Genomic DNA, 20,099 nt, shown 5'->3' with positions numbered 1-20,099 from the left:
TTCTGACTCATGAGGCTAGAACGGCTAGTTGTGAAAAGTGAGGAAACGATGGAGACTCAGGGGACGAGCGACGAATCGGCGTTCAACCTCGCGGATCTTCGGACCGGGCCGGGAATTGTCGTGCTGTCGGCGGCGATGCAGCTTCTGTATATGAACCAGGCGGCCCACGAGCTGACCCGGCAAATCAATGCGACCGGGCAGGGGAAAGGATCGCCGTCTGCCGCCCACGGCGTCTTGCCCGAGGCGCTCACCGAGGTGTGCCGGGAGGTCATCGACACGCTAAAGGTAAGGACCGAGGCCAAAGACTGGGAGCAGTTTCAAGTCACGCGGATCGCCGCGTCATCCGACCGCACCATCCTCCTGAAGGGATTCGGATTGCCCGACGCCGGCGGCCTGCAGCGGGCGAGGATCGTGGTGACGATCGAGCCGCTGGGGCGACAAGACCAGCGAGGGATCGATCGAGCCAAGGAGCGGTACCAGTTGACGGACCGCGAGCTAGCCGTCGTGAAGGAGCTTGTCAAAGGCTTCACCAATAAAGAGATCGCCAACGCTCTCCACATCACCGAGCAAACGGTCAAAGAGCACATCAAACGCATCATGCGGAAGACCGGCGCCACGACCCGGACGGGCATTCTGGCCAAGGTGCTCGCGTCCTAGCGCGAGTGAGACTTGTCCCTCTGAAATTGTGGTTTTCGTCGAGTTGGGTTTGACAACTCCACACGGACGCTGCTCAGTTCAAACCTGCCTGCGCGTATCCTGACCACGCGGTTTTGGTGAAAATGTTTTGTCTTAAGCGGAACGATTGGTACGATTTCGGCTGCCATGTGCCGGTGCCTGACAAGGGGTTATCACTAATTATGCGGGGGAAGGGTACCGGGAGTCCTTTTTCGGGCTTCTTTAACTTGGGCGACCTATTGGCTCGTTGAGGTAAACCAATGGCCAGAATATCAGATGCTGAACGGATAATGAGGTTGCTGGAAAGCGCGGGCGGGAGTCTCGGAAGGCGTGAGATAATCGAAGCGCTTGGTCTGTCTGATGAGCGCTATACGCAAGTCATTGAGAAGCTCGTAGACAAGAAAGATGCGGTGAAAAACCGGGGCCGAGCCGGTGGCTTGCGATTAAGCGCCACGGGGCGTGAACCAGAAGCTATACGCCGACGCCCTGGTGCTACTGACACATCTACCCTTCCCTTGGAGAAGGAGTACTATCGGCCGTTTGCTCAATACCTCCGGACAGCAGCCGAGAGCGACAATAGCAAGAGCCTTGTGTTGAATACACACAAGACGAAAGCTGGAAAGTGGGAAACTCCAGACCTAGCCGAGGTTCGGATAACACCTTTTCCCATGGTTGGTCAGTGGGAATTGCGCGTGGCCGTGTACGAACTAAAACGTGAGGGCAGCTGGAACGTCGAGTCGGTGCTCCAGGCCGCAACATACAATGAGTTTGCCCACGAATCATGGCTTGTTGTGCCTGCGGGAGATGATGGTGACTGGGTTGAGTACTTTGGGAAACGGGTTGTAGACAAGGCGGGCGACCTGGGTATAGGGCTCGGAACCTTTGATGCCACGGAACATACCCTAAAGAAACACATGAGGCCCCAGTGGAGACAGCTGCCTTCATTGTCACGCCAGCAAGAGTGGCTGGAAGATGTCATAGAGCGGCTCGGTGAGGAGAAGCTGAAGGAGGATATTGCTGGTTACATTAGATGGGCTCGTAGCAAGGCCGAATCCGGGCGCGACTGAACACGGAAAACGTCCGTTGTCGAGCAGCAGTTGGCATCAGAGTGCAATTGTGAGAGCGATTGAGTTCTTTGGGCGGCTCGCGAATTGAAGTAAAGCTCTGGCGCGAGCGCTCACCAGGCAAGTGGCGGCTGATGAAAAAGGTCCTATTCAAGGAGACTGTATAACCTACAGGACGAAACGTCGGTATCAGGTCGACTTTTCTTTCGATTACACGGCCGCGAGCAATCAAGGTAAGCAGGCCGCGCGAATGACAGCGACCACGTGTTCAACGGCACAGGCAGTCGAAAAGGTCGAGCGCCTGGGAGGAAACAAAGGGGTCTGACCCCTTAATTTTGACCCCTTAATTTGTGTTGACCCCTTAATTTGTGTCGGCCATGAGATCCTCGTCCCGGTCGTCGGCCCCGCCTCATGCATGCACAGGTCTGGGTGCTTCTGCCACACGCTTGACCTTGATCTTTCCAGCCTTCTTTTCCATCTGCGCCAGGTCGTAGGCCGCCCGCATCCGCAGCCACGTCTCCGCACCGCCGCCGAACGCCTTGTCCAGCCGGATTGCCATTTCTGCCGAAATCCCCGCCTTGCCGGTCACCAGGTTATGCATCGCCTGTCGCGTGATCCCCAGCACCTTCGCACCTTCTGCCACGGACAGTCCCAGCGGCTCAAGGCAGTCATGCCGCACCGACAGTCCAGGATGGGGAGGGTTCTTCATACGCATGGCAGTTCTCCTAATGGTAATCAATCAAGTCCACATCATACGCCGCGCCGTTCTCAAACCGGAAGATGATCCGCCAGACGAAGAAAAGCCGAAGAAAAGGTACCGGGAGTCTTTGTTGGCTTTCGAGACCACCCGGGGAGCGGTAGCCCAGAAGTCGGAGGTCTTCACGAACGCCGCGCCTAGCAGGCGGTTCGTTCAACGTGAAACGTAGTGGAGCTCCCTGCGAGTAACGAGCAACGTTTCACGATTATCGAAGCGCGACGGCGCTGAATCGTTGGAGATAGCCGCGGAGTTCCGTGCCGCTGCGCTCGCGGAACCTCACCACCACGCGTAGTTGCTCCAGATACTGGTCCAGCGTTTTGCCGCCGAGGTCGATCTTGCGCGACGTGAAAAACTCGCGCACGTCCCGCTCGAGTTCGGGCGTGGCGAGGCCGACGATGCCGCCGCACATGCGGCGCAGGCCGTTCTTGGGGAACAGCCGATCCATCGTGTCCCAGTTGATCTTCACGAAGTTCCACGCCAGCTCGCGGCCGTAGACGCTTCCCAGGATCGCGCCGACGAGGAACGGACCGTCCTGCGTTCGGATCTCGCCGTTGAGGGTCCGTGCCAGCGTCCGTTCCAACAGCTCGTGCCGCCGGAACGCAGCCAGGGCGAAAAGATAGCGCCGCTCTTCCTGCGGCGTTGCAGCCTTGGCAAACCGTTCGGAGAACTCTTGATACCGTGACTCGTCGCCGGTGTGGGCGAGGATCGCCACGAGCGCCGACACGATGTTCGGGTCCACCGCGTCCGCATCTTGCAGATAGGCCTGGTACAGCTCGGCCGCGCGCGTTTGCACGGCCGCGTCGTTCCCGATAGTGCCCAGGGCGCGGATCAGTTCGCCGCGCAGTTGGCGGGTCAGCTCGTCCTCCGTTCGCTGCGGTGCCCAACCGAGATCCTTGACCGCCGGCGCCACTCGATCGCGGACCAAGGCCTCGAGCAGGGGGCGATCGTGTGAGTCGATAATCCGGTTGAGTTGCTGGAACGAGTCGAGCAGGAGCGCCCAGACATTCTTGTCCCGTTCGGCTGTGAACCGGCCGGTCAGGTCGAGGTAGGCGTCGAGCGGCATCAAGCCCGCGACGGCGGCAGCCCACACGTCGTTGACCAGGTTGAACCGTTCGGTCGCCGCCAGCCGGTCCGGCAGGAGCGGGATCAGGCGCTCCAACAGCTCCGGCGCATAGCGAACGCGGTAAAAGCCGTGGCCCCCCTCGTTGAGCAACACCGACTCGAAGCCCGGCGGCAGAGCCAGGGTGGTTTCCTTGTCGTTGAGGAGCAATCGCCTCGTCTCCGTCTTGCCGCCGGCGACGATCCGCAGTTGGATGGGCACCTGCCAGGTGGTCGGCGAGGGGTCAGGGGCGAGGGGGGAGGACGATTGACGACTGCCAGGAGACGACGGAAAAGGATCAGGGGGTGAACTGAGATAGGTGAAGCGCTGTTGAGTCAGCACCAGTTCGGAATCGCCCTTGATCTCGGCGGTGAGGAGCGGATAACCGGGTTTGAAGATCCAGGCATCCATCAGTTCGGGGACCGGCTGCTTGGCCGCTTTTCCCAGCGACGCCCAGAGATCGCCGGTGTCGGCATTAGCGTAGGCATGGGTACGGAGATAATCCCGGACGCCGTCGCGAAACACGGCCGGGCCGAGATGCTGCTCCAGCATCCGCAGGACCGCCGCGCCCTTTTCATAGGTCAAGACATCGAACATGGCATCGGCGTCCTTCGGCGCGCGGACCGGGTATTCGATCGGTCTGGTACTGTGCAAGCCGTCCACCGACAATGCGGCCGCGCGGGAGGCGCCGAAGGTCACCCAGCGTTGCCACTCCGGTTTCCACGCGTCCACGGCCAACATCTCCATGAAGGTCGCAAAGGCTTCGTTCAGCCACAGGCCGTTCCACCAGGACATGGTCACGAGGTCGCCGAACCACATGTGGGCGTTCTCGTGCGCGACGACGTCGGCCACCCGTTCGAGTTCGGCGTGGGTGGCGGCGCGCTGATCCACCAGCAGCGCGGTTTCCCGGAACGTGATCGCGCCGAGGTTTTCCATCGCGCCGGAGGCGAAGTCCGGAATCGCGATCAGATCCAGCTTGTCGCCGGGGTAGGAAATACCGTAGTACTCCTCGAAGAACCGCAGGGAGAAGGCTCCGATCTCCTGCCCAAACCTGGCGAGGTGTCGTTTGCCGGGGACGGCCCAGACCCGCAACGGCGTCTGGCCGACGGTGACCGGGTCCGTTGCTTCCAGCTCTCCGACCACGAAGGCGACGAGGTAGGTGGACATGCGGATCGTATCCGCGAACCGCACCACTTTCTTGCCGCCTTCCCGCCGCTCCGACAGGATCCGGGTGTTGGAGACGGCTGTCAGCGCCGGGTCGATCGCCAGCGTCGCGGCAAAGACCGCTTTGAAGTCCGGCTCGTCCCAGCAAGGAAACGCGCGTCGCGCGTCGGTTGCTTCGAATTGCGTCGCGGCAAGCCGGTGCGTGGCGCCGGCCTGGTCCTTGTAGGTGCTGCGGTAGAAGCCCCGCAGCTTCTCGTTCAGCACGCCGCTGAAGGTGAGCGTCAGTCGCCAGCCGCCGGGTTGGAGGGCGGCGGGAAATCGGATGCGACATCGCTCCACCGCTTCCTCCAATTCGACCGTTCCCTCGTACGACGCCCCGCGATCGTTCTCGATGCGCGCGGACGTCACCGCGAGGTCGGCGGCATTGAGCACCAGTTCCGAGGTCACCTGGTGGACGGTCAACTCGACGGTTTCCTGCCCGGTGAACGTGAACGAGGCGAGGTCCGGCTCGAGCCGCAGCTCATACCGGCTCGGGATGACGTGTCTCGGCAACCGATATGGATCCACGGATCTCCTCCCTGTCGAAGACTCTTCGGGCGCTTCACGCGGCGGCCGTGTCGGCTCCCGCCCGCCGCCGGCGCCTGCGCGAGGGTTACCACACAGCCAGGCGAGCCACACGCCGCCGGCCAAGACGATCAGTCGCCCCGTGCAGCGCGAAGTAAGCTGAAGGACGCCACGCCGCGTCACATCGCGCGACAGGGGCGCTTCCGGGTCGTCCGGCAAGCTCGAGCGGGTCCAGCCATGACTCCGCATCGGCACCGTTCACGGCTCCGGCGGGTGATGGATCTCGACGCCATCCGGAGTGCCGACGATCAACAGACTGGTGCGTCCGACGAACAGGCCGGTTTCGACCACGCCGGGGATCAGATTGAGTTGTGTCTCGAGTTCCGCCGGTCGGTCGATCCGGCCGAGTTGCAGATCCAGAATGTAATGCCCGGCTTCGGTCGTGAAGATCCGCCCGTTCCGCCGGCGGAGCACCGCCTTTCCGCCCAATGTTTCGAGTTGGCGTGCGGTACTGCCCCAGCCGAAGGGGACCACCTCGATCGGGAGAGGAAACGAATTGCCGAGGGCAGGAACCATTTTGGTATAGTCCACCACGATGATCAGTCGACGCGCGGCGGCCGCCACGATCTTCTCTTTGAGCAGCGCCCCGCCGCCGCCTTTGATCAGGTTCAGGTGCGGATCGACCTGATCGGCGCCGTCGATCGCGACATCGATCGACCATGCGTCATCCGTTTCGATCAGGTCGATGCCATGACGCCTGGCCAGTTCGGCGGTCTCGTGCGATGTCGGCACGCCTCGGATCTTCAGGCCCGCCTTCACCCGCTCTGCCAGACCGAGCACCGCATGCTTGGCGGTCGAGCCGGTTCCCAATCCGACGACCATGCCGTCGCGGACGTATTCGAGGGCCTTGAGCGCGGCTGCGCGCTTGAGCGCGTCGAGATCGCGAACATTCGTCATGACGGACCACCGTGAACAAGCTTCGCCGCACACGCCGCCGCGCCGAGCAAGGCGGTTTTCTCGTTCATCACCACCTTGACCGGGATCCCGCTCATCAGCCGCTTGTACCGGCCCTTATTGGTAAAGGCCTTCATGAACGTGCCGTCTTTCAGCTTGGCGATCAGTTTGGGGGCGATGCCGCCGCCGACATAGACGCCGTCGAGCGCCAGCGCTTTCAGCGCCAGGTTGCCGGCCTCCGCGCCGTAAATCGAGGCGAAGAGATCCAGCGCCTGTTTGGCGATCTCCGCCTGACCCTTCAATCCCGCCTCGGCGATGACCGCGGCGGGATCGCCGACTTTGATCTTCTCCGCCAGCCAGGTCGGCTCGTTCCTCTTTGTGTCGCGGAGAAACTCATAGATCGCGTACAGCCCTGCGCCGGAGAGGACGCGTTCGTAACTCACGTGGAGATAGCTGCCGCGCAGATGCCGCAAGAGGTCGATCTCGCTGTCGCTGTTGGGCGCGAAGTCCGCATGTCCGCCTTCCGACGGCATCGGCCGGTATTGGCCGCCGTCCCAGAACAGGATCGCTTCGCCCAACCCCGTTCCCGCCGCAATCAGCGCCAGGGCCTGTTTGGTTTTGGGCGGGGTTCCCTTGTTGAGCACGTCCACTTCATCCGGTCTTAACCACAGGACCCCGTGGGCGGTGGCCTCCAGGTCGTTGAGGAGACGGACCTGTGGAATGCCGAATTGCTTCCCCAGCGCCGCCCCATCGACGATCCATGGGAGGTTGGTCGTCTGGCAACGGTTGTCGATGACGGGTCCCGCCACGCCGAAGCAGGCGGCGTCGATGATGAGGGATTCCGGGGTCTTTGGCTCCTGCGGCCGCGTCTCGGACGACGCCTCCGCGTCTTGGGAGTTCTCTTCGTCTTCCGAGATCGCGGGCTTGGCCGGCGGCGTCAGAAACTCCGCCAGGATCTCCTCGAGCGCCTTGTAGTCGCCGCTGTGAAAGGTTTCCTCGCGGACCGGTTCCACCCGCTCGGTCTTCCAGTCAAACAACGCCAGGTTGGTCTTCGTGCCCCCGATGTCGCCCGCCAGTATCATTTATTCCTCGCGAGACGTTATGCCTTGTCTGGTGACAGTGAGTTCCGATGCGGCCGCCTGGTCGAGAAACCAGATGAGGCGTCCTCGTTCGGGACGCACCAGCGCGGCCGGCAGAGGGGCGGTCTGCGGCTCCCGCCCTTCCAGCACCGTCCGGACCACGGAAGCCTTATGGGGGCCGGTCACGAGGAAGATCACGACGCCGGCGTGATTGATGACGCCCAGGGTCAGAGTCAACCGGGACGCGACTCCGCGGGGCGACTTCGTCGCGACCACCCATCGTGTCTGTTCGTTCACGGCGTCCGTACCGGGAAACAGCGAGGCGACATGGCCGTCTTCGCCCAGTCCGAGCAGCACCGCATCGAACATAGGCCACGCGCCGTCGACCGTTCCGCATTCTTGCCTCAAGAGCGCCTCATAGAGCCGAGCCGCCCGGTCTGGGTCGCTGTCTTCGCCCTTCATCCGTAACACTTGGCCGGGCTGAATTTTCAACGGCTGGAACAGGATCGCGTCGGCCATGCCGTAATTACTCTCCGGATGGTCCGGCGGGACGCAGCGCTCATCTCCGAAAACAAACCTCACACGACTCCACTCCAATCGGGCTGAGAACTCCGGACCGGCCAGCTTTGTGTACAGCGCCTTCGGGGTCGAGCCGCCGGAAAGGGCCACCAGGAACCGCCCGCTTCTTTTGATCGCCTGTTCGCCCAGCCACACGAAGAGTTCGGCGGCCTCTTGCGCCACCTCTTCCGCATCGCTCATGATCCGAATTTCAGGCGCGACGCTCATGTTATCGGTGTGATGTCTTCGCGCCTCGTGACTTCCGGCCCTGTGCGGTCGGGCGGCGACCGGTCGACGAAGGTGCTGCGAAGGCTCGAGCCAAGACCTTGATCGTGGCGAGCGGCCGCCGTCCAAGTTGCACGCTGACGGCGGTCCGCCCGTGGGCGTGCAACGATTGCAGGTCGCCGATCGCCTGCGCCCGCGCCAGCGTACCGAACGTGTAAGGTTTATCCGGTATCGCCAGATCCGGCTTCATCTCATCGACCAATTGCAGAAACAGACCGGTGTTCGGCCCGCCTTTATGCAGTTGACCGGTGGAATGGAGATAACGCGGACCATAGCCTGCGGTGGTGGCCACCGGCGACGTCGTGAGAATGGCCTTGCGGAGCGACCGAATCGCCGCCCCGACTTGGGCCGAAGGCGGGGCATACGTGAGGATGGCCACGTACCGTCCCGGAACCGCCTGGCGGACGATCGTGTCCGCCGCTGCCTTGACGGTCGTTTCACGCTGCCGTGGCAGCCGGCCCGCGGCTTCCACTTCCTTGAGCACGCGGTGCGTGTTGTCCTTGCTCTCCTGCACGTTCGGCTGATCGAAGGGATGGATGCCGAGGAAATAGCCGGCGACCGCTGTGGCAAACTCCCACCGAAAGAACTCCGCGGCGAGATCGTAGCGGTCGCGGAGTTCGAGTCGAACGACCGGGTGTCCGACCCGTTCGAGGGCCGTCGCGTGACCATCGAGGCGTCCATTCTTGTCGCCCTTGAGCCGAAGATAGACGAAGATTCGATCCATTCCATACACCGACGGGCGGCTCAACGGTTCCTCCGCCACCGGCACCAGGCCCTTGCCTTCCTTGCCGGTGCTTTCGGCGAGCAGTTGTTCGGCCCACAACCCGAAGGTGCTGATCCTGGGAGAAGCGACGATCGTGACCTTGTCCAGACCCTGCCGGCCCAGCGCTCCCATGATCGCGCCAAGGTAGGCGCCCGGATTTCGGTCCAGGGGGGCATGGCATCGGCAGGCCTCGGCCATCGCGATCTCCCGATCCACCAACCCGGCGAGATCCAGTCCCATGAGCGCCGCAGGCACCAAGCCGAAGTAGGACAGGACGGAGTACCGCCCTCCGATGTCCGGCGGATTGGCGAAGGTCTGCCAGAATCCACGCTCGCTCGCCAATTTTTCCAGGCTCGTGCCGGGATCGGTGATCGCGATGAACTGCGCGCCTCCGCGGTTCCCCTTCGTCCGGGAGACCAACTCCCAGAAGTGGGCGAAGAGCGACATCACTTCGATCGTGCCGCCGGACTTGCTGGCTACGATGAACAGGGTACGGGCTGGCTGGATCGCCCGCGTCACCTCGAGGATCGCTTGCGGGACCGTCGAGTCGAGCACCCACAGGCGCGGGAATCCGCGCGCCGACCCGAACGTGCCACGGAGGACCTCCGGACCGAGGCTGCTCCCTCCCATGCCCAGCAGGACCACGTCCCGATAGCCCGAGTCCTTGGCCGATCGGGCGAAGGTGCGGAGCGCGCCGATGTGCTCGCGCATCTGTTCCGCCACGGTCAGCCAGCCAAGCCGGTCGTCGATCTCCGCCGGGTCCGGTTTCCAGAGCGTATGATCTTTGGCCCACAGCCGCTCAACGACCTGTCCGTCGGCGAGCTCTTCCAACGCCGATCCGATCACGGTCTGAAGTGGCTGTCGCGCCGACAGGCGTGACGATGTCCGCAAGCTTGCCTCCGCGCGCAAACGGCGACGCGTCCTTCCGCGTCCGGTGTTGGTTATCTTAGGGTGCGTGGTCGGAAAACGCAAACGGCGGAAAAGCGGGATTGTGCCGTCGGCCTAGTTCAGACGTGAGCGGATGATCAGCAGAGGCAGACCCTCCGTCACCGACCAAGCCAGAGAGCGGGCGTCGTCCGTCGAGAGCGTGAGCCGGAGGTGCGGCGCATTGGCGGACGCGTCCGACGCAACCCAGGATCGAACCCGGCTCCACCATTCCTTGCTCCGACTCTTGACCCAACCCCACGGCCCTTCGGTTGGCGGAGGCGCGATCCACAGGGTAAGCGGCGGATCAAACTGCAGTTCGAACGCGACGGGCATGTCCTTGAGCTCGATCGGGACCTGTTCAGGATTTTCAGCGAGGGCGGCTTTGGGCCGCGCGACCGGCGGCCTCGCCTGCAGACGAAAGACTGTTCCCAGCGGCCGCTGGGTCGATGCGCGCCAGGCCACGATCGGGAACCGATGAAGTTCGATTCCTCGTCCCTTGATCGACATCGCGTTGGCGGGCAAGTCCAGGAGCAGATAGATTTGGGGTTTGGCCGCCAACTTGATTTCCTCTTCCAGCACTCGGTTGGCTTCACGCAGCGCATCAGGGTCTTCGGCCGCGCCGGCTATACCCGGTGACGCCGCAAGGCACGCGGCCAGGCACAGCCGGGCAAGTCGGGCGAGGGAACCGGCGAAGGGCGTTGTCGAGGTGTGCGCAGGAAGAGGGGCGCTCAACGGAGTCAGAAGATCATGATCGGAGTGCCGATCTTGGCGAGCCGATAGACCGCTTTGAGATCGTCGTCGCTCAATCTGATACAGCCATGCGTGACGTTCTTGCCCAGTAAGCGTGTATAGAGGGTGCCGTGAATGAAATAGCCCTTGCCGAAACCCAACGCATATTCACCGAGGACCCCGGCTTCCACTCGTTCGGCGGGATCGGAGGGGACTTCCCGGCCTTCCTCCAAGTAGGCCCAGTCCGGTTTCACCCAAACCGGGTTGGTGAGCTTCGACTGAATCGTAAACTCTCCCCTGGGCGTGTCGAACACCCATTGAGCATTGGCCTGGCCCGGCTTGTCGAGGATGGTGCCGCTGCCGGTGGAAGCCGTCGCTGCGAGCACCACTTCGTCCTTCCGTTTCACGAAGAGCCGATTCCGCGCCGTGTCCACGACAAGGTAGTACCCGGATGGTCCGTACTGCGCCAATTGTCGGGCGAGCGCGACGCGGCGAGATCGGAGGACCTGAAGGGTGTGTTCATCGACTTGCTCTTTTTCCTGAATCGCCGACGCGCCGGATTCGGTCAAGCCGCTGCTTTTCGGAAGCGCCAAGAACACAACCGCGATAAGGGCAGAGAGGAAAAGCAGGGATGTCCGTTGCAGGTCTAGCATGGGGCACCGTCACCGAGGATGGACGCAGGTTCAGGTTTCTTCTTCAGAATCCTGTGACGCTTCCAAATCAGCGAGAACCAGAGAGACGGAGTTCTCGACATTCAGCGCCCCCACGATGGTCACCGGCGTGCCGGTCTCGACCCGATTGTACAACGCTTCCATGTGCGGATTCTCCAGCATGATACACCCTAGCGTCTGATTCATGAACGGGTTGTCGATGCCGTGAATCTCGATGAGACCGCCGATCCCCTTTCCGGCCGGGAGATCGCCGGATCGGCGGGCCGATCGGAACCGGCGACGGTCTTCCGCGTTCGGATAATCGAGCTGGAGGGCGCGATAGAACTGCGTCTGGCCTTCTCCGCGTTTTTTGACGATTCGATAATGTCCTTCGGGCGTCGCGCCGTCTCCCTGATAGCGTTTTTCGAGTATGCCGTTGTAGCCCAATCGCACCGGGTACGACAGCACCTTGCGACCGTTTTTGTACAAGATCAAGGTCCGATCCGCCTTGCTCACCACAATAGCCGGGGCGCGATGGGTCCGGGACCACTCGATCGTCTGCCTGACCATTCGGCGCCAGATGCCGACCCGCTCTTCATCGGCGTATCGCCCCAACGCGACGTTTAACACCGCCGCCTGAGCGGCCAAGGACTTGGACGCCTGCATCGCTGCTTCCAGCGACCGGTCATACTGTTCGTTCTCCAGGAACGAGCGGGCCTGCCTGATCAAGAGTTCCGCTTCCATGGAACGCGCTCCCAAAACCGCTCGCCCCTCAATCTCGTTCACCCGGACTTGGAAGTCCCGGAGCCGTTGTTCGAGTCGGCCGACCCTGGTTTCGGCTTTGATTCGCAACGCTTCACGGTTCCGCTCCGCCTCCTTCACCGCCCAGGCGCCTTCCTCCTGGATGGTCCGGAGCTCCGCTTCCAGACGATTCGGTTCCCACGGCCAACGGATTGCATCCTCTTCCGTCGCCAGTTTTGCCTTGAACGCGACCCAATGCCGGGCGAACCGGGTGTATTCTTCCGGCGCAAACTCCGCCGCCCGTGTCGCCGCCAATTCACGGTCCAAGGCGTCGACCGCTTCGACCAGGTCGCCGGGAACCGTCTGGACACAGCCGGACACAGCCCACGCCAACAGGAAGGCTGCAAGAGAGGCTCGGAGATGCTGAACACATGAAGCAGACATCATGTCACAGCCCAATTGTAGCCTATTTCTTGGCAGGTCGAATCTTTTTCCCCTTCGCCCCGCCGACCTTCGCCAACGCGTTCTGGATTTCCGTCGAGAGTTTCTGGCTTTGGTCCTGGATCGCCTTGGCCTTCGCCTGGGCCCCGAGGTAATCCCCGGCATCCAGCGCTTTTTGGACTTCATCGAGCGACGCGCTCAGCCCTTGCGCGTCGGCTTTAATCGATTCCAGCGCCGCCCTATCCTTGCCCGCCGGCGCCTTGGCGACCAAGTCCTGCGTCGCCTTCACGGATTCTTGCGCGACTTGCTGCATCTGGATCGCCGCCTGTTTGGCTTCCTCTTTCTTCTTTTCGGCTTCGCTCTTGACCTTCGCCGCTTCGGCCTTGGCGCTGGCCGCGAGTTGCTCGGCTTTACCGTAATCCCGAATGAGCACAAACTTGGCCTCCTGATCCGCCACTTCCTTCTTGGCGTTGGCCAGCATCCCTTCCAGTTTGGCAAAGTCCTCGGCCGCATAGGTTGCCGCGCCGCTCTCTTGGGCTTCCTTGACCGCCTTCTCGGCGGCTTCCAGTTGCTCGCTGGGAGGTTTCGCGCAGGCGGTCATGAGGAGGAGCCCTGCGGCGGCCGATATCATTGTCAACGCGAACTTCATCGATGTTGCCTCCCCTCAGGCTGTCGTAGCCGTTCCGTTTCCCCCTCAAGTTCTTTATCTTTCAGCTCTTCTTTTGTGCTCTCTTCTTGGCCTTCTTGGCGTGCTTCTTCGCCTTCTTCTCCTTCTTCTCCGGTTCGCTCTCGGCTTTCTTCTCGGCTTCGGCCGGAGCGGGCGCCACCGCCGGAGCCTCTGTCGTCGGGGCGGCCGGCGCAGGAGTCGCAGTTGGCTCATCGGCTTGGACGACGCTCAAAGACGCAAAGATCAGAGCCGTCGCCAGCGCGATCATCAATGTCGCGGAGTGCTTCATATGGGATTCACCTCCTTTCTGGACAGATACCTGGACATAGAGTGGTGATCTAGGCTTGAGGACTGAGTCTCATCATGTGATGATGAATGAGAAGCGAACTGTTCAAAGCAAGCTGAGTGCCTCGGTGCGGGAATCGGTAAAAGCGCCGATGACAGAACGAGTTGCAAGGGTTTTCTTGCAGAGATAGCACACATGGCCCGCCTCATCTTGTGGCAGGTTTGCTCGAAGCCGGCAAAATCGCCCCAGTAATCTCCCTATCCCTGACTTGCGTAGAAGCGGTTCAACCCTCGGAGCCGGATCACTTTCCCCTGCGTTTCCCAATTCTCCCTGAGCCAACCGGAGATTGACTCTCGTAGATACCGCCCATATAATGCCGCCACTGTGTTGTGGCGATCAAGGTGTGAAGGAGTCGAGCATGTCGTTTACGTTTCGGCAACCATCGAATTTGAAAAGGAAAAGGGAACACGGCTTCCGCAAGCGTATGAGCACCAAGAACGGCCGCAAGGTGTTGGCGCGCCGTCGAGCGAAGGGACGTGCACGGCTGACGGTGTGAGCGTTCTCGGAGGCTCATCGCCACTCCCCGGTTACGAAGGGAAATCGCGACAGCGCAAGTCAGCGAGGAGAGGGACGCTGCCACAAGTGCCGATCCGTTCGACGAACTCTCCTCTGTGGGCGTCATAGGGTTCCGCTTCAGGCCGTCAGGGCCGCTTTTCGGACTGGGATACGATCCGTCGCGTTCTTGCCTCGCGGTTCCTCTCAGGTTACTCGCTGCTTCTCCGGTTGTCTTCTGATCGGTTTTCAGAGATGACACGAGCGCGCGGAGCCCGGGCTCTCTTCATGCGCAGGAGCGGCGATATCGAGCGCGTGAAGCGAACCGGCCGTCGAATTTCCACGGCGTTTTTCAATGTGTTGGTGTCGCCTTCGCAGGACGCGTCCAGCCGTTTCGGTGTGGTGGCGGGAAAGCGGCTGGGCGGGGCTGTCCAGCGAAACCGGGCTAAGCGTCTGTTCCGGGAATTGATCCGATGCGTTCACAACGAGGTCGTCGAGGGCCACGAGTGCCTGGTGTTTCCTAAGCGCGATGCCTTGACGGTGCCGTTTCGAACCTTGCGGTCGTCATGGCTTTCCATGTTGCGGCGCCAAGGCCTCCTGCAGCCGGACGCTGTTGAAAGATGCGACAGCTCTGCCTCACAGTGATTCGGACATACCGCCGGTGGGTGTCGCCGTTCTTGAGGCCTGCCTGCCGATTCGAGCCGACTTGTTCGGAATATGCGACCGATGCCATTTCGCGATACGGAGTCTGGCGAGGGCTCGGGTTGACCTGCCTTCGGCTGGCCAAATGTCACCCGTTTCATCCAGGGGGATGCGATCCGGTGAAATGACTGACCCGAGCGAGAGACCTTGCGGGATGGGGCACGATCACGGATCATGAACCCTTCATTCTCGGGCTAACCGGATTGCGGTGTTTGAGTCAGATTCGGGCCCGATTTCCGAGTTAGGACCGGGAATCCTGTCGGTCAATGGAAAAACGAGTCATTCTCTTCTTGATCATCTCTCTCGCCGTCATTATCGGCTACGACTACCTCCTCAAAGAGTTTGGGCTTCTCCCTTCTCCCCGGACCGAGCAAAGCCGAGAATCGGACAAGAACGCCTCGTCGGGTGTTCCGTCTTCCCCTGCCTCGGACAGGGTCGGGGTCGAACGATCGGTTCCTGCTGATGCGTCAGCCGCCGACCAGCGCCTTGCGCTTAACCGGGATCAGGGTTCAGGTCCTCCGTCCGAGGAACAGACGGTGGTGGTGGAAACCGACCTGTTCCGCGCGGTTCTCACCAACCGTGGCGGAGTGCTGAAGAGTTGGGAGTTAAAGCGCTATACAATGGGCCCGGGAGCCGGACACCGACCGGTGCAACTGGTCCATGAAGACGGCGCATTTCAACGACCCCTGAATCTTGTGACTCCGGACGAAACCCTCAGCAAGGCGCTCAACGAATCGCTCTACCAAGTCGAGCAGGACGTGGCGACCCTCGCCCCAGCCCATCCCGTCGGACATGTCACATTCCGGTATCGCGACGCACGGTCCGGCGTCGCGGTCGAGAAACAACTGACCTTCCGCTACCAGAGCTATCTGGTCGATGTAGCGGTCAGGACCGAAGGCCTGGCCGGCCCGCTCGACATCGGCCTCGGCACGAACTTCGGCATCGTCGAATGGGGAGAGGGATTCATCGGGCTCATCGGTCCGGCGTCGCTGGTCGATGACAAGGTCCAAAAGAATCTTCCGGATGCCGAGGAAGAGCGCAAGGGCGCGGTCCGGTGGGTGGCGCTGCAAGACAAATATTTTCTGAGCGTCCTGATACCCGCCCAAGCCACGGCCGCGGTGATCAAAAAAGAAGGAGACAAGCTCGTCTCGGCCGGTATTCGGACCGCCCAGCCGACTGCCGGCTCGGGCATCGCGGCGCAACTCTACGCCGGGCCCAAGGAATACGATACGCTCAAGGCGTTGAATGTCGGGTTAGAGGACACGATCGACTTCGGCTGGTTCATTTACGGAAGCTGGAGTTTCGTCAAGGCGGTGGCCAAGCCGCTCTTCTATGTGCTCCGTTTCTTGTACGACTACACGCACAATTACGGCGTGACGATCATTCTGCTGACGGTCGGGATCAAGCTGCTGTTCGTCCCGCTCCAATTCAAGAGTTATAAATCGATGAAGCAGATGCAGGTGATCCAGCCCAAGGTGGCGGCCCTGCAGGCGAAATACAAGGATGACCGCGATCGGCTGAACAAAGAGTTGATCAAACTGTATCGCGATCACAAGGTCAACCCCGTCGGGGGATGCCTGCCGATGCTGCTCCAGATGCCGGTGTTCGTCGCGCTCTTCAACATCCTCTACATGACGATCGATCTCCGCCAGGCGCCTTTTATCCTCTGGATCACCGACCTCTCGGCCCAGGACCCTTATTACGTCCTCCCGCTGATCATGGGCGTCACCATGGTCATCCAGCAAAAGATCACGCCGACGACGATGGACCCGACCCAGGCCAAGATCATGTTGTTGCTGCCGGTCTTCATGACGTTTCTTTTCATCACGTTTCCAGCCGGTCTGGTGCTCTATTGGCTGACGAACAATGTGCTGACCATCGCCCAGCAGCTCATCACTGAGCGATATTTCTTGAGACGGCCCGTCGTCGCCGTCGGAGACGCTCCTTCAGAGAAGGAAGCGGGAGAGCCCGAATCGCCGGCGCGCGGAAAGCGGAAGAAAGGACAAGCCATCCCGCAGGCCGATGCTGAAAACTAGCTGAAGTCGAGAAAGACCCGTCTATGGGCGGCGCGCTCGAAGACACCATTTGCGCGATTGCCACGCCGGTCGGTGAGGGAGGCATCGGCATTGTCCGTGTCAGCGGTGCCCAGGCCATCGCCATCGCGTCCCGGTTGGTTCGTTTGAAATCGGGCCGATCCCTTCATTCGGTCAGAAGCCACACCCTGTATCATGCCGATCTTGAGTCGCTACAACGAAGCTCGGCCGGCCCCGATGGCCGACCCTCGGCCGCCGGTAGCGGGGGCGCACGCCCGTCTCTCATTGATGAAGCGCTGGTCGTCGTCATGCGTCGGCCGCGGTCTTTTACGGCCGAAGATGTCGTGGAATTCCACTGTCACGGCGGGCTTCTGGTGTTGCAGGCCCTGTGCGAGGCCCTCCTGGCGGCAGGAGCCAGGTTGGCGGAGCCGGGCGAATTCACCAAGCGGGCCTTCCTGAACGGACGGTTGGACCTTGCGCAGGCCGAAGCGGTGTTAGATACGATCAGGGCGAAGACCGCCGCCGGTCTGAAGTTGGCGCAGGACCAGTTGCGTGGGAGCCTTTCGTCCGAGATCGAGGCGATTCGGGAGTCGCTGATCCGGCTGCTGGCCCACGTCGAAGCCGCCATCGACTTTGCGGAAGAAGATATCGTGTTCGTCCACCAGGACGAACTCCTTACGGCGCTGCGGCGGATCATAGACCGGATCTCCGGTTTGCTGGAGACGGGACGTGAAGGCCGGATCCTGCGCGAGGGCGCGAAGGTGGCCATTGTCGGCCGTCCCAATGTCGGGAAATCGAGTTTGATGAATGCGCTGCTTCGGACGGATCGGGCGATCGTGACCTCTATCCCCGGGACTACCCGCGACGTGCTGGAAGAAATCCTCAACATCAAAGGAGTGCCGGTTCGTCTACTCGATACGGCAGGTCTCCGGGACACGCTGGATCCGGTCGAGCAGGAGGGCATTCGGCGAACCCGTCTCGCGACCGAGCAGGCGGATGTGATTCTGGCCGTCATAGACGGGTCCCAGCGACTCGGCCCTGAGGATCATGCGCTGTTGCAGGAGGCCAAGGGGAAGCCGTCAATCGTTGTGGTGAATAAGAACGATTTGCCCCGCCACATCGATCCGGCCGCCTTACCCGGTTTGGAAGGCGGCACGCCCACCGCTCCCCTAGTGAGTGTGTCGGCAAAAACCGGCGCTGGCCTGGACGAATTGCGAGAGCGGCTCCGGGCGCTGCTGGTCCGCCCCGATCTCGAGGCCAGCGAGGGCGCGGTCATCGCCAACTTGCGCCATCAGTCGGCCCTGGCGCGAACTCGGGACGCGCTGCTCCACGCTGTTGATTCCGTGAATAACAAGCTCGCGGGGGAGTTTGTCGCGTTGGATCTGCGGGCGGCGACCGATGCGCTGGGCGAGATAACCGGAGCCGTGACGACCGACGAGATCCTCGAGCGCATCTTCTCCGAATTTTGTATAGGAAAATGACGGGTCGTCACTATGAGAACCTATGATGTCGTCGTGGTGGGCGGGGGCCATGCCGGCTGCGAAGCCGCGCTGGCCGCGGCCAGAATGGGCGCACGGACGCTGCTGCTGACCATGGATGTGGACCGCATTGCACAGATGTCCTGCAATCCCGCGATCGGGGGTATTGCCAAGGGCCATCTGGTCAAGGAGATCGACGCGCTGGGGGGAGAGATGGCTCGCAACACCGACCGAGCCGGTATCCAGTTCCGCCGGCTCAACACCAGCAAGGGGCCGGCCGTCCGGGCCCTGCGGGCGCAATGCGACAAGAAGCTCTATCGGCGAGCCATGCAGGAGACGCTCCGTGGGCAGGAGGGCCTAGAAATCGCTCGGGGCACCGTCGATCGTCTCCTGATCAACGGCGGCGCGATATCCGGCGTCCTGACGGGAGATGGCGAGCGGATCGCGGCCGGAGCGGTCATCCTGACTTCAGGTACATTCCTTAAGGGTCTTATCCATATCGGCCTCAACCATTTCCCGGCCGGCCGCGCCGGCGAAGCCTCGGCGGAACATCTCTCGGACTGCATGCGGGACCTGGGATTCGAGGTCGGCCGGCTGAAAACCGGCACGCCGCCTCGGCTGGATCGCGACACGATCGATTTTTCTGCAATGGCTGTCCAGCCTGGCGACGATCCACCTCCGCCGTTTTCCTATCGGACCGAGCGGGTGACGATGCCGCAGGTGCCCTGCCATCTCACGTACACGAACGAGGAGACGCACAAGATTATCCGAGACAACTTGGATCGCTCGCCGCTTTACAGCGGCGTGATCGAGTCGGTCGGACCGCGGTACTGTCCGTCGATCGAGGACAAGGTCGTGCGGTTCGCCGACAAGGGGCGCCATCAGGTGTTCATTGAGCCCGAAGGTCTGGACACCAGCGAATATTACCCCAACGGCATCTCAACCAGCCTGCCCGTCGATGTTCAGGCTGCCCTGCTGCGCACGATTCCCGGGCTCGCGCATGCGAACATGCTCAAGCCCGGTTACGCCGTCGAGTATGACTATTTCCCCCCGCGCCAACTCTATCCGACGCTTGAAACCAAGCTCGTTGCCGGTCTGTACCATGCGGGCCAGATCAATGGGACATCCGGTTACGAGGAGGCGGCTGCACAGGGCCTCATGGCCGGCATCAACGCTGTGCTCAAACTGCGGGGCGAGCCGCCGGTGATCTTGGACCGATCGCAGGCCTATATCGGGGTGTTGATCGACGATCTGATCACCAAAGATGCTCGCGAACCTTATCGCATGTTTACCTCACGAGCTGAATTCCGACTGCTGCTCCGCCACGACAATGCGGATCTGCGGTTGATGGATATCGGCCATCGGATTGGGCTGATTCCCGAGGGTGTCTACTCTAAGCTCCAAGCCAAGCGTGAAGCGATTCATCGGGAGGTCTCACGGCTGAAGGAAACTCGTGTGAAGCTGACGAGCGAGGTGCAGGAGCGACTGACGAAGTACCATCTCGGTGACGTGTCTTCAAACCACACCTTGGCTCAGATCTTGCGACGACAGGGGATATCGTATTCCGATCTCCTGGAGATTTTCGGGGAGGAAGATGCTCTGGGTGATGAGACCGCCGAGGCGGTGGAATTGGAGGTCAAATATGACGGTTATATTAAGCGACAAATCCAGCAGGTGGAGAAATTTAGAAAATTCGAAGAGCGCAGCATTCCAGAGTCATTCAATTATGAAAGCGTGAAAGGGTTTTCGCGGGAAGTCTTGGAAAAATTCAAACGCGTGCGCCCTTCTACGGTCGGTCAGGCCTCCCGTATTTCCGGGATCACTCCCGCTGCCATTTCCCTTTTGCTGATTGCCTTGGAACGATATAAACATTGTTCATAGAGCCAAGGCGCATCCCTACGTGGATGAAAGTCGTTCACCGCTATTGCCGG

General features: G+C 61.5%; 19 protein-coding genes. 8 read left to right on the top strand and 11 right to left on the bottom strand.

Features of this window, described 5'->3' with window-relative positions; translation table 11 throughout:
* Window positions 1–48: 48 nt before the first annotated feature.
* Window positions 49–657 (top strand): LuxR C-terminal-related transcriptional regulator, encoded by a 609-nt coding sequence (locus AB1555_03820; protein ID MEW6245821.1) that lies wholly within the window; start codon window positions 49–51, stop codon window positions 655–657.
* A 278-nt stretch (window positions 658–935) separates the two neighbouring features.
* The gene (locus tag AB1555_03815; GenBank protein MEW6245820.1) at window positions 936–1,742 is read left to right on the top strand and encodes a hypothetical protein; all 807 of its coding nucleotides are present in this window, start codon (window positions 936–938) and stop codon (window positions 1,740–1,742) included.
* Window positions 1,743–2,148: 406 nt separating this feature from the next.
* On the opposite strand, the gene AB1555_03810 is transcribed toward AB1555_03815, so the two are convergent.
* The 11 genes from AB1555_03810 to AB1555_03760 all read right to left on the bottom strand — a co-directional run bounded on the left by AB1555_03810 (window position 2,149) and on the right by AB1555_03760 (window position 13,406).
* The gene (locus AB1555_03810) at window positions 2,149–2,454 is read right to left on the bottom strand and encodes a HigA family addiction module antitoxin (protein MEW6245819.1); all 306 of its coding nucleotides are present in this window, start codon (window positions 2,452–2,454) and stop codon (window positions 2,149–2,151) included.
* A 247-nt stretch (window positions 2,455–2,701) separates the two neighbouring features.
* Entirely contained in the window at window positions 2,702–5,326 is a 2,625-nt protein-coding gene (locus AB1555_03805) for a M1 family metallopeptidase (protein MEW6245818.1), read from the bottom strand.
* A gap of 255 nt (window positions 5,327–5,581) precedes the next feature.
* A complete protein-coding gene (gene rpiA / locus AB1555_03800; GenBank protein ID MEW6245817.1) occupies window positions 5,582–6,280 on the bottom strand; it encodes a ribose-5-phosphate isomerase RpiA in 699 nt (232 codons plus the stop codon).
* The gene (gene glk / locus AB1555_03795) at window positions 6,277–7,359 is read right to left on the bottom strand and encodes a glucokinase (protein MEW6245816.1); all 1,083 of its coding nucleotides are present in this window, start codon (window positions 7,357–7,359) and stop codon (window positions 6,277–6,279) included. Before glk ends, rpiA begins: the two co-directional genes overlap by 4 nt.
* Window positions 7,360–8,142: a 6-phosphogluconolactonase gene (gene pgl, locus AB1555_03790; GenBank protein MEW6245815.1), complete on the bottom strand. Its 783-nt coding sequence runs from the start codon at window positions 8,140–8,142 to the stop codon at window positions 7,360–7,362.
* Window position 8,143: 1 nt separating this feature from the next.
* Window positions 8,144–9,853: a glucose-6-phosphate isomerase gene (locus AB1555_03785; GenBank protein MEW6245814.1), complete on the bottom strand. Its 1,710-nt coding sequence runs from the start codon at window positions 9,851–9,853 to the stop codon at window positions 8,144–8,146.
* Window positions 9,854–9,964: 111 nt separating this feature from the next.
* Complete coding sequence (locus AB1555_03780) at window positions 9,965–10,621, bottom strand: hypothetical protein (protein MEW6245813.1); 657 nt, start codon at window positions 10,619–10,621, stop codon at window positions 9,965–9,967.
* 5 nt (window positions 10,622–10,626) lie between these two features.
* The gene (locus AB1555_03775; GenBank protein ID MEW6245812.1) at window positions 10,627–11,211 is read right to left on the bottom strand and encodes a L,D-transpeptidase; all 585 of its coding nucleotides are present in this window, start codon (window positions 11,209–11,211) and stop codon (window positions 10,627–10,629) included.
* 90 nt (window positions 11,212–11,301) lie between these two features.
* Window positions 11,302–12,390: a L,D-transpeptidase family protein gene (locus tag AB1555_03770; GenBank protein ID MEW6245811.1), complete on the bottom strand. Its 1,089-nt coding sequence runs from the start codon at window positions 12,388–12,390 to the stop codon at window positions 11,302–11,304.
* Window positions 12,391–12,475: 85 nt separating this feature from the next.
* Window positions 12,476–13,099 carry a hypothetical protein gene (locus tag AB1555_03765; GenBank protein ID MEW6245810.1) on the bottom strand — a complete coding sequence of 208 codons (624 nt, stop codon included), beginning with the start codon at window positions 13,097–13,099 and terminating at the stop codon, window positions 12,476–12,478.
* Window positions 13,100–13,160: 61 nt separating this feature from the next.
* Window positions 13,161–13,406, bottom strand: coding sequence for a hypothetical protein (locus AB1555_03760; protein ID MEW6245809.1), 246 nt, complete (start codon window positions 13,404–13,406; stop codon window positions 13,161–13,163).
* A gap of 415 nt (window positions 13,407–13,821) precedes the next feature.
* On the opposite strand from AB1555_03760, the gene rpmH reads away from it, so the two are divergent.
* The 6 genes from rpmH to mnmG all read left to right on the top strand — a co-directional run bounded on the left by rpmH (window position 13,822) and on the right by mnmG (window position 20,049).
* Window positions 13,822–13,959 carry a 50S ribosomal protein L34 gene (rpmH, locus tag AB1555_03755; protein MEW6245808.1) on the top strand — a complete coding sequence of 46 codons (138 nt, stop codon included), beginning with the start codon at window positions 13,822–13,824 and terminating at the stop codon, window positions 13,957–13,959.
* Window positions 13,960–14,243: 284 nt separating this feature from the next.
* Entirely contained in the window at window positions 14,244–14,600 is a 357-nt protein-coding gene (gene rnpA / locus AB1555_03750; GenBank protein MEW6245807.1) for a ribonuclease P protein component, read from the top strand.
* Entirely contained in the window at window positions 14,576–14,785 is a 210-nt protein-coding gene (yidD, locus tag AB1555_03745) for a membrane protein insertion efficiency factor YidD (GenBank protein MEW6245806.1), read from the top strand. Before rnpA ends, yidD begins: the two co-directional genes overlap by 25 nt.
* A 138-nt stretch (window positions 14,786–14,923) precedes the next feature.
* Entirely contained in the window at window positions 14,924–16,693 is a 1,770-nt protein-coding gene (gene yidC, locus AB1555_03740; GenBank protein ID MEW6245805.1) for a membrane protein insertase YidC, read from the top strand.
* 23 nt (window positions 16,694–16,716) lie between these two features.
* Entirely contained in the window at window positions 16,717–18,171 is a 1,455-nt protein-coding gene (mnmE, locus tag AB1555_03735; protein ID MEW6245804.1) for a tRNA uridine-5-carboxymethylaminomethyl(34) synthesis GTPase MnmE, read from the top strand.
* A 12-nt stretch (window positions 18,172–18,183) separates the two neighbouring features.
* Window positions 18,184–20,049: a tRNA uridine-5-carboxymethylaminomethyl(34) synthesis enzyme MnmG gene (gene mnmG / locus AB1555_03730; protein MEW6245803.1), complete on the top strand. Its 1,866-nt coding sequence runs from the start codon at window positions 18,184–18,186 to the stop codon at window positions 20,047–20,049.
* The last annotated feature ends 50 nt before the right edge of the window (window positions 20,050–20,099 follow it).

This window comes from Nitrospirota bacterium, assembly GCA_040755395.1.
In the GTDB taxonomy this organism is placed as follows: Bacteria; Nitrospirota; Nitrospiria; order Nitrospirales; family Nitrospiraceae; genus DATLZU01.
The sequence above is the reverse complement of the archived record's forward strand: the minus strand, read 5'-3'. Positions and strand labels throughout refer to the sequence as shown.